Annotated in this window: 14 protein-coding genes and 1 pseudogene; 9 read left to right on the top strand and 6 right to left on the bottom strand. The window is 64.3% G+C overall.

The window, feature by feature from the left end:
• Positions 1 to 106: 106 nt before the first annotated feature.
• The 3 genes from PSEMO_RS02350 (at position 107) to ggt (ending at position 3,409) form a co-directional block, all read left to right on the top strand.
• The gene (locus tag PSEMO_RS02350; protein WP_075801552.1) at positions 107 to 697 is read left to right on the top strand and encodes an NAD(P)H-dependent oxidoreductase; all 591 of its coding nucleotides are present in this window, start codon (positions 107 to 109) and stop codon (positions 695 to 697) included.
• A 66-nt stretch (positions 698 to 763) separates the two neighbouring features.
• A complete protein-coding gene (locus PSEMO_RS02345) occupies positions 764 to 1,660 on the top strand; it encodes a LysR family transcriptional regulator (protein WP_075801551.1) in 897 nt (298 codons plus the stop codon).
• An 81-nt stretch (positions 1,661 to 1,741) separates the two neighbouring features.
• The gene (gene ggt, locus PSEMO_RS02340) at positions 1,742 to 3,409 is read left to right on the top strand and encodes a gamma-glutamyltransferase (protein ID WP_075801550.1); all 1,668 of its coding nucleotides are present in this window, start codon (positions 1,742 to 1,744) and stop codon (positions 3,407 to 3,409) included.
• A 118-nt stretch (positions 3,410 to 3,527) separates the two neighbouring features.
• Here the strand turns inward: ggt and PSEMO_RS34130 are convergent, their stop codons facing one another.
• From PSEMO_RS34130 to ypfJ, 3 genes and pseudogenes are all read right to left on the bottom strand, one after another.
• Positions 3,528 to 4,241 carry a methyl-accepting chemotaxis protein gene (locus PSEMO_RS34130; RefSeq protein ID WP_372239092.1) on the bottom strand — a complete coding sequence of 238 codons (714 nt, stop codon included), beginning with the start codon at positions 4,239 to 4,241 and terminating at the stop codon, positions 3,528 to 3,530.
• Positions 4,242 to 4,382: 141 nt separating this feature from the next.
• Positions 4,383 to 5,312, bottom strand: a pseudogene (locus tag PSEMO_RS34125) (methyl-accepting chemotaxis protein); the annotation flags it as partial.
• A gap of 444 nt (positions 5,313 to 5,756) precedes the next feature.
• Positions 5,757 to 6,635 carry a KPN_02809 family neutral zinc metallopeptidase gene (ypfJ, locus tag PSEMO_RS02330; protein WP_075801548.1) on the bottom strand — a complete coding sequence of 293 codons (879 nt, stop codon included), beginning with the start codon at positions 6,633 to 6,635 and terminating at the stop codon, positions 5,757 to 5,759.
• 198 nt (positions 6,636 to 6,833) lie between these two features.
• Between ypfJ and pcaH the strand changes: the two genes are divergently transcribed.
• Together pcaH and pcaG are read left to right on the top strand one after the other, a co-directional pair.
• Positions 6,834 to 7,553, top strand: a complete 720-nt coding sequence (gene pcaH / locus PSEMO_RS02325; protein ID WP_075801547.1) for a protocatechuate 3,4-dioxygenase subunit beta — start codon at positions 6,834 to 6,836, stop codon at positions 7,551 to 7,553.
• Positions 7,554 to 7,564: 11 nt separating this feature from the next.
• Positions 7,565 to 8,170, top strand: a complete 606-nt coding sequence (pcaG, locus tag PSEMO_RS02320; protein ID WP_075801546.1) for a protocatechuate 3,4-dioxygenase subunit alpha — start codon at positions 7,565 to 7,567, stop codon at positions 8,168 to 8,170.
• 132 nt (positions 8,171 to 8,302) lie between these two features.
• Here the strand turns inward: pcaG and PSEMO_RS02315 are convergent, their stop codons facing one another.
• Positions 8,303 to 8,611 (bottom strand): putative quinol monooxygenase, encoded by a 309-nt coding sequence (locus tag PSEMO_RS02315; protein WP_075801545.1) that lies wholly within the window; start codon positions 8,609 to 8,611, stop codon positions 8,303 to 8,305.
• Between the two features lie 60 nt (positions 8,612 to 8,671).
• Between PSEMO_RS02315 and PSEMO_RS02310 the strand changes: the two genes are divergently transcribed.
• Positions 8,672 to 9,076: a VOC family protein gene (locus tag PSEMO_RS02310; protein ID WP_075801544.1), complete on the top strand. Its 405-nt coding sequence runs from the start codon at positions 8,672 to 8,674 to the stop codon at positions 9,074 to 9,076.
• Here the strand turns inward: PSEMO_RS02310 and PSEMO_RS02305 are convergent, their stop codons facing one another.
• Positions 9,077 to 10,792, bottom strand: a complete 1,716-nt coding sequence (locus tag PSEMO_RS02305) for an FAD-dependent oxidoreductase (RefSeq protein ID WP_075801543.1) — start codon at positions 10,790 to 10,792, stop codon at positions 9,077 to 9,079.
• Positions 10,793 to 10,954: 162 nt separating this feature from the next.
• Here PSEMO_RS02305 and PSEMO_RS02300 point away from each other — a divergent pair, with 162 nt between their 5' ends.
• The 3 genes from PSEMO_RS02300 (at position 10,955) to PSEMO_RS02290 (ending at position 13,703) form a co-directional block, all read left to right on the top strand.
• Positions 10,955 to 11,731 carry an IclR family transcriptional regulator gene (locus tag PSEMO_RS02300; protein ID WP_075801542.1) on the top strand — a complete coding sequence of 259 codons (777 nt, stop codon included), beginning with the start codon at positions 10,955 to 10,957 and terminating at the stop codon, positions 11,729 to 11,731.
• A 279-nt stretch (positions 11,732 to 12,010) separates the two neighbouring features.
• Positions 12,011 to 12,826, top strand: coding sequence for a sugar phosphate isomerase/epimerase family protein (locus PSEMO_RS02295; RefSeq protein WP_075801541.1), 816 nt, complete (start codon positions 12,011 to 12,013; stop codon positions 12,824 to 12,826).
• A gap of 16 nt (positions 12,827 to 12,842) precedes the next feature.
• Positions 12,843 to 13,703, top strand: coding sequence for a DMT family transporter (locus tag PSEMO_RS02290; protein ID WP_075801540.1), 861 nt, complete (start codon positions 12,843 to 12,845; stop codon positions 13,701 to 13,703).
• Positions 13,704 to 13,763: 60 nt separating this feature from the next.
• On the opposite strand, the gene PSEMO_RS02285 is transcribed toward PSEMO_RS02290, so the two are convergent.
• Positions 13,764 to 15,104 carry an MFS transporter gene (locus PSEMO_RS02285; RefSeq protein WP_075801539.1) on the bottom strand — a complete coding sequence of 447 codons (1,341 nt, stop codon included), beginning with the start codon at positions 15,102 to 15,104 and terminating at the stop codon, positions 13,764 to 13,766.
• Between the last annotated feature and the right edge of the window lie 198 nt (positions 15,105 to 15,302).

Genomic DNA, 15,302 nt, shown 5'->3' with positions numbered 1-15,302 from the left:
TTTGCCCGCGCGACGGTTTTTCCCTCGCCTGCTGCCAATTATTCTGCCGCCATCCAGATATCCCGGTCCCCTTCGGTGCGGACCCAACGAACGATGAGGCAGTGCAATGAAAAAGATCCTGTTGCTCAACGGCGGCAAGCAATTCGCCCACTCCGATGGCCGCCTGAACGAGACCCTGCATGAAACCGCCCTGGCCTTCCTCGACCGCGCCGGCTACGACGTGAAGACCACCTATATCGACGGTGGCTACGACAACCAGGAAGAAGTCGAGAAGATCCTCTGGGCCGACGTGGTCATCTACCAGATGCCCGGCTGGTGGATGGGCGCACCCTGGACCGTCAAGCAGTACCTCGACGAGATCTTCACCGCCGGCCACGGCAGCCTCTACGCCAGCGACGGCCGTACCCGCGCCGACGGTTCGAAGAAGTACGGCAGCGGCGGCCTGATCCACGGCAAGCAGTACATGCTGTCGCTGACCTGGAACGCACCGCAGGAGGCGTTCGACGAGCCTGGTCAGTTCTTCGAGGGCAAGGGCGTGGACGCGGTGTACTTCCCGTTCCACAAGGCCAACGAGTTCCTCGGCATGAGCCGCCTGCCGACCTTCCTCGCCACCGACGTGATGAAGCGCCCCGACGTGCCGGCCACCGTGGCCGCCTACGAGGCGCACCTGGCCCAGGTATTCGGCAGCAAGGCCTGATCGCGCCTTGCGTATCGCGCGGCGACGGGCTATCACTCTGCCCGTCGCCAGTCGTGAGGTCGTTTCGTGAAAGCCAGGTCCGATGAGTTGCAAGCGTTCGTCTCGGTCATCGAGTGCGGCTCGATTTCCGCCGCCGCCGAGCAGGGCGGGCAGACGCCCTCGGCGATCAGCCGTACCCTGTCGCGCCTGGAAAGCAAGCTCGGCACCACGCTGATCAACCGCACCACGCGGCGCATGGACCTGACCGAGGAAGGGCGCTTCTTCTTCGAGCGGGCCAAGGCGATCCTGCAGCAGATGGAAGACCTCGAAGAGCATCTGTCGCAGCATCACCAGACGCCGTCCGGGCGCCTGCGGGTCAATGCCGCGCTGCCGTTCATGCTCCACGCCATCGTGCCCTGGGTCGGTGAGTTCCGCGCGCTGTACCCGCAGATCCAGCTGGAGTTGAACACCAACGACCTGATCATCGACCTGCTGGAGCAGAGCACCGACGTGGCGATCCGCATCGGCGACCTGGTCGACTCCAGCCTGCATGCCCGCTCCCTCGGCTGCAGTCCGCTGAACCTGCTGGCCAGCCCCGAGTATCTTGAACGCCACGGCACCCCGACCCGGGTCGAGGACCTGGCGCAGCACACCCTGATCGGTTTCACCCAGACCGAAACCCTCAACCACTGGCCGCTGCGCCATGCCGAGGGTGATCGCTGGCTGATCCGCCCGACGCTCACCGCCTCCAGCGGCGAAACCGTGCGCGCCCTGGCCCTGGCCGGCGAGGGCATCGTCTGCCTGTCGCATTTCATGACCCACGAGGACATTCGCAGCGGTCGCCTCAAGGTCATCCTGGGCGAGGCCAACAGCGGCTATCGCCAGCCGATCAACGCGGTGTACTACCGCAACTCGCAACTGGCCCTGCGCATCCAGTGCTTCCTCGATTTCATCCAGCACAAGCTCTCTGCCTACGCCTGCTGACGAAACGTCCCACCTCGTTTGATAACTCGTCCTTCATGGGCCTTAATGAGTGTTCAACGAAAACAACACCAGGGACGTTTTATGCGCGTAGTGATGCTTCGAACCTTGGGCTTTTCTGCGGCGATTCTCGCCAGCTCAACAGCTTTTGCCGTAACGCTGGAAGGCGGCGCCGTTGCCGCACCCGATCAATATGGCGCACAGGTCGCCGCCGACATCCTCAAGAAGGGCGGCAACGCGGTGGATGCCGCGGTCGCCACCGCCTTCACCCTCGCCGTGACCTACCCTGAAGCCGGCAATATCGGCGGCGGCGGGTTCATGACCCTGTACATGGACGGCAAGGCGTATTTCCTCGACTACCGCGAAGTGGCGCCCAAGGCGGCCACGCGCAACATGTACCTCGACGACAAGGGCGAGATCATCGAGAACCTCAGCCTGGTCGGTGCCCGTGCGGCGGGTGTGCCGGGCACGGTGATGGGCTTGTGGGAGGCGCATAAAAAATTCGGCAAGCTGCCGTGGTCCGAACTGCTGACCCCGGCCGTGGGCTACGCGAAGAACGGCTTCAAGGTCGCCGAAAAACAGTACCAGTACCGCGAAGATGCCCAGGGCTTGTTCAAGGACAGCACCAACTTCAACGACTACTTCGGCCAAATGAAGGTCGGCGAGACCTTCAAGCAGCCGGAGCTGGCGCAAACCCTGGAACGCATCGCCGACAAGGGCGTCAGCGAGTTCTACCAGGGCAAGACCGCCGACCTGCTGGTGGCGCAGATGCAGGCCAGCAACGGCCTGATCACCAAGGACGATCTCAAGGACTACAAGGCGCTCTGGCGCGAGCCGATGCGCATCGACTGGCGCGGCAACGTGGTCTACACCGCGCCGCTGCCCAGCTCCGGTGGTATCGCGCTGGCCCAGTTGCTGGGGATCAAGGAGCAGCGTGCGGCTGACTTCAAGGGCGTCGAGCTGAACTCGGCGCGCTATATCCACCTGTTGGCGGAGATCGAAAAGCGCGTGTTCGCCGACCGTGCCGATTACCTCGGCGACCCGGCCTTCGCCAAGGTGCCGGTGGCCGAACTGGTGGCGCCGGAGTACCTGGCGAAGCGGGCGAAGGAGGTCAATCCGACGGCGATTTCGGAAACCGAGAAGGTCCGTCCGGGCCTCGAGCCACACCAGACCACGCACTTCTCCATCGTCGACAAGCAGGGCAATGCGGTGAGCAACACCTACACCCTGAACTGGGACTACGGCAGCGGCATGGTGGTCAAGGGCGCGGGCTTCCTGCTCAACGACGAGATGGATGACTTCAGCTCCAAGCCGGGGGTGGCGAATGCCTTTGGCGTGGTGGGTGGCGATGCCAATGCCATCGAGCCGGGCAAGCGCATGTTGTCGTCCATGAGCCCGAGCCTGGTGACCCGCGATGGCCAGGTGACCCTGGTACTGGGCACGCCGGGTGGCTCGCGGATCTTCACCTCGATCTTCCAGGTGCTGAACAACCTGTATGACTACGATCTGCCGCTGGAAAAAGCCGTGGCCGCGCAACGGGTTCATCACCAGTTGCTGCCCAAGGACACCATTTACTTCGATGCCTATGCGCCGTTGACCGGTGAGGTGGCGCAGGAGCTGAAGAAGATGGGGTATACCCTGGAGGATCAGGGCTGGGAGATGGGGGATATCCAGGCGATCAGGGTGACTGGCGGGAAGCTGGAGACGGCTTCGGATCCGCGCGGGAGAGGGGTGGGTCAGGTAGTCAAGTAAGGCTTTAGACCGCTATCGCTGGCAACGCCAGCTCCCACAGGTATCGTGTCGACCACAATTTTTGTGACCGGCAGAGAACCTTGTGGGAGCTGGCGTTGCCAGCGATTGGCCCTTCAGGTCAGACCCGGAAGTGACTGACCATCATCTGCAACTGATTCCCCAACCGCGCCAGTTCGACACTGGACGCCGCTGTCTCTTCACTCGCCGAAGCGGTCTGCTCCGAGACATCCCGCACACTCAGGATGCTCCGGCTGATTTCCTCGGCCACGGCACTCTGCTGCTCCGCCGCCGCCGCGATCTGCTGGTTCATCGACTGGATGTCCGACACCACACGGGTGATGCTTTCCAGTGAAGTGCCGGCCTTGCGGGTCAGTTCGACTCCGCTGTCGGTCAGGCTGCGGCTGCCGAGCATGATATTGGCGACCTGCTGGGTGCCGCTCTGCAGGCCGGCGACCAGTTCTTCGATCTCTTCGGTGGACTTCTGCGTCCGTTGCGCCAATCCACGTACCTCGTCGGCGACCACCGCGAACCCACGCCCGGCTTCCCCGGCACGGGCCGCTTCGATCGCCGCGTTGAGCGCCAGCAGGTTGGTCTGCTCGGCCACCGACTTGATCACGTCCATGACGCTGCCGATCTTCTGGCTTTCCTTCTGCAGCTCGGCCATGGCCTCGGTGGAGCGCTGCACTTCGCCCGCCAGCTTCTCGATCTGGGCGATGGCCTGGGACACCACCTCGTCACCGGCACGGGCCTGGCGGTCGGCATCGGTGGCGGCTTCCGAGGCATGCTCGGCGTTGCGCGCGACTTCCTGCACCGTGGTCGCCATTTCATGCATGGCGGTGGCGACCTGGTCGGTCTCGCTCTTTTGGTTGTTGGCGCCGGCACTGGTCTGTTCGGTCACGGCGGACAGCTCTTCGGCCGCGCTGGCGATCTGGGTGACGCCATCGCGAATACCGCTGATCAGCTCGCGCAGGGTGGTGCCCATGCGCTGGATGCCCTGTTGCAGCACACCCAGTTCGTCACGGCGGCTGACCCGCTGTTCGTGGGTCAGGTCGCCAGCGGCGATGCGTTCTACCACGGCCATGGTTTCGCGCAGTGGCCGGGTGATCTGGCGGGTGATGATCAGCGCGGCGGCGATGCCGACGAGCAGCGCCAGCAGCGTGGCAATCAACTGCAGGCTGCGGGCCTGGGCGCTTTCGGCGTCGCGGCGTTCCAGCTGGATCTTGTACAGGGCTTCGCTGCGCTCGACGATGTCGTAGCCCTGCTTGGTCATTTCGGCACGGGCGGCGGCGATGTCGGCGACGGCACCCTTGTAGCGGTTCAGGGCGTCGCGGTAGCTGGTCACGGCTGCCTGGAACTGCTGGATGCGCGCGGCCTCGTTGGGCAGGGTCTGGCCGAGCTGACGCGCGTAGTCGAGGGCGTTGTCCAGCTGGCGCAGGGCGGTCTGCTCGCTCTGGGTGGAGTTGTCGGCGATATAGCCGCGGACTTCGAAACGCACCTGCAGCAACTGCTCCTTGGCCGCGCTGGCGGCACGGTACTGCTCGAGGCGTGCGGCATCGCTATCGCCCTGGCCGAGGACATCGCGGTTGATGTTGTCGATCAGTTGCAGGGCGGCGGCGGCGGTGGTTTCCAGGTCGGCACGGGCGGCGGCGCTGGCCTTGTAGGTGGCGCGCATGCGGTCGAGGGTGACCTGGTAGGCGGCGATGATCTGCGCCTGCTCGTTGAGCAGCTTGAGGTTTTCCGGGCTCTTGAAGGTCTTCAGCAGCATCTGTTGCTGCTGGTTGAACTCGTTGAGCTTGACCTGCACGTTGTTGGCGGTGGCGTCGTCGCCGTTGGCCAGCATGTATTGCAGGCGGGCGACCCGCAGGTTGGTCAGGTCGCTGTTCAGGCGGGTGATATCGCTCATCCAGTTGCTGCGCTGGATCAGGCTGCCCAGGCTGTTCCAGCCGGTCAGGGCGAGCAGGGCGGTGAGCACCAGGACCAGGCCGAAGCCAAGGCCGAGCTTGAGATTGACGCTGATGTTGGCAAACCAACTGTTCATGGGTTCCCTCCAGGAAAGGTGTGATCGGCGGTCGCTGAAGGTTGTTTTTCTTGGAGGCCAGCGGGCGTTGAGGAGGCTTTATCGGCGTAAAGACGGCGAGCTGAAACGCTTTTTCACTAAAACCGACAAAAATACTCAACAAGATGTGACAAGCCCCGCAAATGCGGGGCTTGCAAGATGGTTTCGCGGTTGAGGTTTTGTGGAGAGGCTGATGGCCCTATCGCTGGCAAGCCAGCTCCCACAGGGTTCTGTGGCGACTCGGACCCTGTGGGAGCTGGCTTGCCAGCGATGAGGCCCTCAAGAACACCATCAGAGCACTTTGGCCTTGAAGGTATCGCACTGGTTGATATCCCCCTTGTCGAACCCGGCCTTGAACCACTTCACCCGCTGCGCGGACGTGCCATGGGTAAACGAGTCCGGCACCACCCGGCCCTGGCCCTGCTGCTGCAAACGGTCGTCACCGATGGCATTGGCGGCATTCAGCGCCTCTTCCACATCCCCCGGCTCCAGCCAGTTGTGCCGCTGCTGCGCCTGGTAGGCCCAGACCCCGGCAAAGCAGTCCGCCTGCAACTCCTGGCGCACCAGCAAGCCGTTCGCGCCCTCGACCCGCTGGCCACTGCGCCGTGCATCGTTGACCTTGGCCGAGATCCCCAGCAGGGTCTGCACGTGATGGCCGACCTCATGGGCGATCACATAGGCCTGGGCAAAGTCGCCCGCCGCCGCGAAGCGCTGTTCCATTTCGCGGAAGAAACTCATGTCCAGGTACACCCGCTGGTCCGCCGGGCAATAGAAGGGCCCGGTGGCCGAGCTGGCGAAGCCGCAGGCGGAGTTCACCTGGCCGCTGAACAGCACCAGCTTGGGATCCTTGTACTGCAAGTTGGCCTGGGCAAAGATCGCCCGCCAGGTGTCCTCGGTATCGCCCAGAATGCTGGCGACGAACTGGCTGCCTTCATCATTGGCCGCTGGACGCGGTGCAGTCTGCGATTGGGTCGGCGCGCCCTGCTGCATCTGCCCGGCCAGTTGCCCGAGGATCTGCATCGGGTCTTGCCCGGTGAGCAGGCCGATGCCGACGATCAGCACCACCGCGCCCAGGGTCAGGCCCTTGCCGCCGCCCATGCGCATTCCGCCCGAGCCTTCGCCCCGGGCATCGACCACGTTGTCGCTGCGTCTGCCTTTTCGCCATTGCATGGGGTGTTTCTCCACAAGGGTGGTGTCGTCGCCCTAAAGGTTAGTCCAGTCACGAGACATACGGTTACACATAACCATATGGTTATGAATGGAGTAGGACAATTCAGTTTTCCCCGGGTTCTGGACGGGAGACACTTTGCCGCACCACCCGCCCGTCCTGATCGGGCTCTCCATAAATCCAAGAACAGGAGAACGGCAATGTCTGCTACAGACAACAGTCGCTTCGTTATCCGTGATCGAAACTGGCACCCGAAAGCCTTCACCCCCGACTACAAGACCTCCATCGCCCGCTCCCCGCGCCAGGCGCTGGTCAGCATCCCGCAGTCGATCAGCGAAAGCACCGGCCCGGACTTTTCCCACCTGCGCTTCGGCGAGCATGACAACGACCTGCTGCTGAACTTCAACAACGGTGGCCTGCCCGTTGGCGAGCGCATCCTGGTCACAGGCCGGGTCTTCGACCAGTACGGCAAGCCGATCCCCAACACCCTGGTGGAAATGTGGCAAGCCAACGCCGGCGGCCGCTATCGCCACAAGAACGACCGCTACCTGGCGCCGCTGGACCCGAACTTCGGTGGTGTCGGGCGTGCCCTGACCGACAGCGAAGGCCGCTACAGCTTCCGCACCATCAAGCCGGGCCCGTACCCATGGCGCAATGGCCCGAACGACTGGCGTCCGGCGCACATCCACTTCTCCATCAGCGGCCCGTCGATCTCGACCCGCCTGATCACCCAGCTGTACTTCGAAGGTGATCCGCTGATCCCGCTGTGCCCGATCGTCAAGAGCATCGCCAACCCGGCGGCGGTCGACCTGCTGATCGCCCGCCTGGACATGAGCAACGCCAACCCGATGGACTGCCTGGCGTACCGCTTCGACATCGTCCTGCGCGGCCAGCGCGCCACCCACTTCGAAAACCGCTGAGGAGCTCCGTCATGCCAATCGAACTGCTGCCGGAAACCCCTTCGCAGACCGCCGGCCCCTACGTCCACATCGGCCTGGCCCTGGAAGCGGCCGGCAACCCGACCCGCGACCAGGAAATCTGGAGCCAGATGGCCAAGGACGGCGCGCCGGGCGAGCACATCCTGGTGATCGGCAACGTCTATGACGGCAACGGCCACCTGGTGCGCGACTCCTTCGTCGAGTTCTGGCAGGCCGACCACAACGGTGCCTACCAGACCGACTACAACCTGGAAAACGCCTTCAACGGTTTCGGCCGTACCGCCACCACCTTCGATGCCGGCGAGTGGACCATGCAGACCATCAAGCCGGGCGTGGTGAAGAACGCTGCGGGCGTGCCGATGGCGCCGCATATCAACATCAGCCTGTTTGCCCGGGGCATCAACATCCACCTGCAGACCCGCATCTACTTCGATGACGAGGCCGAGGCCAATGCCAAGGACCCGGTGCTCAACCTGATCGAGCAGCCACAGCGCCGCGAGACCCTGGTGGCCAAGCGTTGCGAAGTGGATGGGAAAACGGCGTATCGCTTCGATATCCGCATCCAGGGGGAAGGGGAGACGGTGTTCTTCGACTTCTGATGCCTGGCCTGGGCAGCTTTGTTGCTCTCCAGGCCCTCATCGCTGGCAAGCCAGCTCCCACAGGTTTTGCGGTGCACGCGATCCCTGTGGGAGCTGGCTTGCCAGCGATGAGGCCCTCACATCCACTACAAATCAGCCTGCCCGCTTGCCATTGAAGGCCAGCACCTCCCCCTCCACCACATCCTGCCGAACGATCAACGGCTCCACCATCGGCCGGCTGGCGAGGAAATGCGCCGTCAGCATATGCGCCTCGAACGCCGCCTCGCTCTCGTACACCTCGTACAACCACACCAGATCCGGCTCACTGAAATCACGGATCACATCGAACACCAGGCACCCCGGTTCATCCCTCACCGAGCTGGCCGCATTGACCCGCATCGCCTCCATGAAACGCGCCAGGCTACCGGGCTGCAATTGGGTCTTGAGTAGAAGGCTGTACACGTCGAACTCCTTTTTGTCTTATATTTTCGAAAAATTGTATACAAAAATGGAGCCGAAACCATGCCTGTCCGTCCAAGCCGTCTCAATGGCCTGCGCCATCTCGCGATCCTGGTGCCCAATCTCGAAGCCTGCGAGCGCTTCTACGTGGATGTGCTGGGCATGGAAGTGCTGCACCGCGCCAACGAGGACCTGGTCTACCTGACCTGCGGCAACGACAACCTGTCCCTCGGTCGCACCTTTGCCCCGAGCAGCGGCGTGCAGGCGGTGGATCACTATGGCTTCGTGGTCGACAGCCTCGACGAACTGCGCGCCTGGCATGCCTATCTGAAGGAGTGCGGGGTGACCCTGCTGGACAAGCCGTTCGCCCATGGCGACGGGACCTGGAGCTTCCACCTGCTGGACCCTGCGGGGAACAAGGTCCAGCCGATCTATCACCCGGCGATTTCCGGGCAACGCTTCAACTGATCACTCGTAGGCGGTCGCCCCGGCGATATGGCGGGCGGCGATGTAGCCGAAGGTCAGCGCTGGCCCAAGGTTGATCCCGCCCGCCGGGTAGTGGCCGCCCATGATGCTGGCCATGTCGCAGCCTGCCGCATACAGGCCGGCGATCGGTTGCTGATCGCCGTCGAGTACCTGGGCATGTTCGTTGGTACGCAGGCCGGCGAAGGTGCCGAAGCAGCCCGGTTCGACCTTGACGGCATAGAACGGCCCCTGCTCGATTGGCGCCACGCAAGGGTTCGGGCCGTGCAGCGCATCGCCCTGCTTGCGGTTGTAGAGCGTGCTGCCGCGACCGAACTGCGGGTCCTCGCCGAGGCGGGCATGATGGTTGTATTCAGTCACCGTATCGATCAGCCCACGGGCTTCGATGCCGCATTGATTGGCCAGATCATGCAGGCTGTCGGCGCGCTTGAGGTAGCCGTTGCGCACCAGCGCGGTGGTCGGCAGGGGGAAGGGGCGGGCGATGCCGAGGCCATAGCGGCGCTGGAAAGTGTGGTCGCAGATCAGCCACGACTCGACCTTCTCCCCCGGCGCTGCCGCGACCATGGCGCTGACGTAGTCGTAGTAGCCGCCGGCTTCGTTGACGAAGCGCTGGCCGTTGCTCAGCACGCCGATGATCCCCGGCTTGCCGCGCTCGATGATGTGCGGGAAATGACCGCTGCTGCCGTCGCTGTACGGCACCTTCGACACCGGCGCCCAGGCCACCGGGCTGTGCAGGTCGTCGGCGACCTTGCCGCCGGCGCTTTCACCGAGACGCAGGCCGTCGCCATTGGCCGAGAGCGGCGGCAGGGCGAGGTGCTCGTGGCCGCTGGGCGTGCGCGGGAACATCGCCTTGCGCCGCTCGATGTCGTTGGGGAAGCCACCAGCAGCCAGCACCACGGCGCGGGCCTTGATGGTCACGTCGCCCTTGGCCGTCTGCACCACGGCACCGACCACCTTGCCATCATCCCGCAGCAGGCGACGGGCCGGCGCCGACTCCCAGAGCAGCACGCCGAGGTCTTCCGCCGACTTCGCCAGCCGCGCCACCAGGGCCACGCCATTGACCAGGTGCAGGGCGCGGCCGTGGGTGGCCAGGCCGACCAGGTGACGGGTGATGCGCTTGCACACATGCAGCAGCGAGCGCCACGAGCGGGTCAGGGTGAGGAAGGCGGTAAGGTCCTTGCCGGCCATGATCGGCATGCCCCAGAAGGCGGTCTCGCGCATGGTCCGGCGCAGGCGCTTGAGCAGCTTGCCGGCCTCGCGGGCGTCGTAGGGCGCGGCGATCACCGAGCGGCCGCCGGTACCGGCGCCGGGGGTATCGCCATGGATATCGGCGATGCCATTGCCGTCGGCGAATTGCAGGCGGGTATGTTTTTCGAAGAAGCCGACCATGTTCGGCGCCGCTTCGAGGAAAGCGTCGATCAGCGGCGCGTTGAAGCGCTCGCCCAGTTCATGTTCCAGATAGGTGCGCGGCGCCGAACGGTCCTCGATGATGCCGGCCCGCTGCGCCAGCGGATTGCACGGCACCCAGGCCCAGCCGCCGGACCAGGCGGTGGCACCGCCGAACACCGGATCCTTCTCGACCACTATGACCTTCTGCCCGTGCCACGCGGCCGTGACCGCCGCGCTGAGGCCGGCGGCGCCGGAACCTATCACCAGGACATCGCACTCGACGGTGCGGGATTGGGCGGGCAGAGCGGTCATGGACAATCCTCGGGATATTATTTTCTGGAACTTGATTCCATAATCGCTAATCGCGCCGACGCTGCCAAGGAGCCGTTGGCAAAGTTGGGCGAAGATCGAACAGTGGTTTGCGCTTTGTCCGGCGCTCTTTAGAATTCGCCCATATTTTCAAGGACCATGACCATGGCCGGCAGTCAGATCGAACGCGCACTCAGCCTTATCGAAAGCCTTACCCGCGAGCCTCGCGGGCTGCCGATGCAGACCCTGGCCGAGCAACTGGACATCCCGAAAAGCGCGACCCACCGCATGCTCGCCGAGCTGATCCGCCTGGGCTACGTGCGGCAGAACCCGGAGAACAGCCGCTACCTGCTGAGCACCCGGCTGGTGGCCATGGGCTTTCGCTACCTGGCCAACAGTGGTGCGGATATCGTCCAGCCGATCCTCGACGAGCTGGCGCGCAAGAGCGGCGAGCTGGTGCGCCTCGGGGTGATCGAGGGCGACCGGCAGACCTGGATCGCCAAGTCCCAGGGCGCGCGTTCCGGGCTCAAGTACGACCCGGACATGGGCCGGGATGCGCCGTTGTTCTACAGCGCTTCGGGGCATGCGTGGCTGGCCAGCCTGAGCGATGCCCAGGCGTTGCTGCTGGTGGAGCGCCAGGGCGTGGGGCCGGCCGCAGACTTCGGGCCGAATGCGCCGAAGTCCAATGCCGAGCTGCTGGAGCGCCTGCGCCTGGCCCGGGAGCGTGGGTATGCCTGGGCGGTGGAGAGTTCGGCGGTGGGGATGTCCGCGCTGGCGGCGGTTGTCGCGGATCCGAAGGATGGCCGGGCGGTCGGGGTGGTGAGCATTGCCGGGCCGACGGCGCGCATGAGTGAGGCGCGGATGCATGAGCTGGCGCCGGTGCTGCTGGAGACGGTGCAGGAGCTGGCGGCGGCGAGTCCGGCTTCCGAGTTGTTCAGCTAATTTTGCTTTGATCTCTCCGGCCTCATCGCTGGCAAGCCAGCTCCCACAGGGATCGCGTGCACCGCTGAACCTATGGCATTCAGAATCAGCCAAGGATTTGGTGATCACCGCGGACACTGTGGGAGCTGGCTTGCCAGCGATAGGGCCCGCAAAACCAGCACATCATTTTCAGAAACCCATTGATCCCAGGGTCTCCCTGTTTTTCTGCTTGCAATGAAACTGGAACCAAGTTCTAAATAATTGCAGTCAGAACAACAACCCCAAGAGACCCCCGCGAACATGAGCCAACGAATCTTCTCCCTGGCCGCCCTGACCGTGCTCGAGCTGTCCCCGCCGGACATGGTCGAGGTCGCTGCCCGTGCCGGCTACAGTCATGTCGGCCTGCGCCTGGAACCCGCCACTCCCGAAGAACACCACTTCCCCCTGGTCCGCGACGCCGACCTGCGCCGACAAACCGCCGAGCGCCTGCGCGATACCGGGATCAAGGTGCTGGATATCGAGATCCTGCGCCTCAAGCAGGACACCCGGGTCGCTGATTTCGATGCGCTGCTGGCCGTCGGCGCGGAATTCGGCGCCACCGAACTGCTGGTCGCCGGCAACGACCCGGACCAGGCGCGCATGACCGACAACCTCGCCGCCCTCTGCGATCTGGCCGCGAAATACGGCATCTACCCGCACCTGGAATTCATGCCCTGGACCGACGCGAAGAACCTCGCCCAGGCCTGGGACATCGTCAGCGCCGCCGACCGCGAAAACGCCTGCGTGCAGGTCGATGCCTTCCACTTCGACCGCTCTGCCTCGCGCCTGGAAGACCTGCGCCAGATCCCGGCCTCGCGCATGCGCTACCTGCAACTCTGCGACGTCGCCGGACCGCGACCAGACGACATGGCCGAGATCCTGCGTCAGGCGCGCAACGAGCGGCGCTTCCCCGGTGACGGCGACTGCGATCTGCGCGGGCTGCTCGCCAGCGTTGCCCCCGACATGCCCCTGAGCCTGGAGATCCCCACCCGGCAATTGCTGGAGCAGGGCGTGTCCGCGCTGCAGCGGGCGCAGTGGGCGCTGGAGAAGACCCACTCCGTACTGAGCCACCTCTAACGCCCGAGCCGCGCCCATGCCCTCTGTCAGTCAACCGTTCAAAGGCATTCTCCTGGTCGTTCTCGCGACCTTCCTGTTTTCCAGCCACGACGCCATGTCGAAGTACCTGTCGGGGTTCTATCCGATCGTCTGGGTGGTCTGGGCGCGCTATCTGGTTCACACCCTGCTGATGCTCGGCATCTTCCTGCCCCAGGCCGGGCTGCGCGGGTTGTACACCCGCCGGCCACGGCTGCAGGCGGCGCGGGCGCTGTGCCTGCTCGGCTGCAGCCTGCTGTTCACCAAGGCGTTGCAGTACCTGCCGCTGGCCGAGGCGACGGCGGTGAACTTCCTCGCCCCGCTGATGGTGACGGCGCTGTCTGTACCGCTGCTGAAGGAGTCGGTGAGCAAGGGGCAATGGATCGCCGTGCTGGCGAGCTTCGTCGGGGTGCTGATCATCGTTCATCCGGGCGGCGCGCTGTTCACCCCGGCGGTGCTGCTGCCGTTCGGCTCGGCGACCTGTTTCTGCTTCTACCAGATCCTCACCCGCAAGCTGAGCCAGGTGGACAGCCCGACCGCCACCAACTTCTTCACCGGGCTGTTCAACACCCTGGTGATGAGCGCGCTGGTGCCGTTCTTCTGGACCGTCCCGACCCTCACCCACGGCTTGATGACCCTGGCCCTGGGCACCTTCGGCATGCTCGCCCACCTGTTCCTGACCCAGGCCTTCCGCAACGCGCCACCGGCGATGCTGGCGCCGTTCAGCTATTGCCAGATCGTCTTCGCCGGGTTGATGGGCATCGTGCTGTTCGGCCAGAGCCCGGACCAGTGGGGCGTGATCGGCATCGCCATCGTCTGCCTCAGCGGGCTGGCGGCGGCCTGGCTGCAACGGCGGCGCTGAAACGCAAACGGGGCCTGTCCGGTGAAGGACAGGCCCCGTTCGGGGTGACGCAGGTGCGGATCAGTCTTCGACTTTAGGCACTTTGCGCGGCGCCATGAAGTACATCCAGGTCAGGGCGATGAAGTACATCGCCGGGATCATGGTGAACAGCACGGTGTAGTTGTTGTTGGTGGTGGTCAGCACGTAGCCGACGATCTGGGTCATGAACATGCCGCCGATGGCTGCGCACATGCCGCCGAAGCCGAACACGGTGCTCATCATGTGCTTGGGCGTGTAGTCCATCACCAGGCTCCAGATGTTGGCGGTCCAGGCCTGGTGCGCGGCGATGGCCAGGGAGATCGCCAGTACCGCGACCCACAGGCTACTGGCGCCGGCGGCGAAGATCACGCCGATGATGGTGGCGGCGAACAGGGCCATCGACATCAGGCGCGCCTTGACCGGATTGACACCGCGGCCGATCAGGAACGACGAGAGGATGCCGCCACCGACGCTGCCGAAGTCGGCGCTGAGGTAGATCACGATCAGCGGGATACCCATCTGGGTGACGCTGATGCCCAGGCTGTATTGCTGGTTCAGGAACGGCGGCAGCCAGTACAGGTAGAACCAGAACACCGGCGCGGTGATCGAGTAGGCCAGGGCGAAGGCCCAGGTGCCACGCATGCGCAGGATCCGCGAGAACGGCACGCCTTTCTGCTCGGGTTCGGCTTCGCCCATCACGTAGGCACGTTCGGCGGCGGTCACGCTTGGATGGTCTTCAGGGTTGAAGTACTTAAGGCCCCAGAAGATCACCCAGACCAGGCCCAGTGCGCCCATGGCCATGAACGCGGCCTGCCAGCCCCACACGGTGAGGATCAGTGGCAGCAGCATCGGGGTGAACATGGCGCCGACGTTGGTGCCGGCGTTGAAGATACCGGTGGCCACGGCGCGCTCACCGGCCGGGAACCACAGGCGGGTGGTCTTGACGCAGGCCGGGTAGTTGGCGGCTTCGGTCAGGCCGAGGATAAAGCGGCAGACCATGAAACCGACCGCGGAGGTGGCCAGGCCGTGGGCACCTGTCGCCAGGCTCCAGAGCAGTACCGCGCAGAAGAACACGCGCTTGACGCCGACCTTGTCGATCAGCCGGCCTTGCAGGACGAAGCCGATCGCGTAGCCGACCTGGAACCAGAAGTTGATGTTGGCGTAGTCCATCGCCGTCCAGCTCATCTCCTTGGCGAGGATGGGCTGCATGACGCCGAGGGCGGCGCGGTCGATGTAGTTGAGGGTGGTAGCGAAGAAGACCAGGGCTAACATGACCCAACGGGTCTTGCCGACGGCCATGGCGCCGCGGATCTTGTCGCCGATACCTGCGTGCGGGTTGCTGCTCAGCGGCTGGGCAGCGGGAGTGCTGGAGCTGTGGATCATCGTGGGTTACCCGTATTTTTATGTTTATGGGTCAAGCCTTTGTGACGCAAGAAAAGCGGGCATTACAGGTTATTTGGCAGGATCGGCGTAACGGTCTGGCCGAGTAGCCTGCTTCATGGTTGGAAATGGTGCGCCACTGCTCAAAAAAGGGTCAATTCGTCTCAACGCATTTCGGGCGATAATCGCACACAAAACTAA

Source organism: Pseudomonas putida (genome assembly GCF_001941965.1).
Taxonomy (GTDB): Bacteria; Pseudomonadota; Gammaproteobacteria; order Pseudomonadales; family Pseudomonadaceae; genus Aquipseudomonas; species Aquipseudomonas putida_L.
Note: the sequence above shows the minus strand (reverse complement) of the source record. Positions and strands in the feature narration are given on the sequence as shown.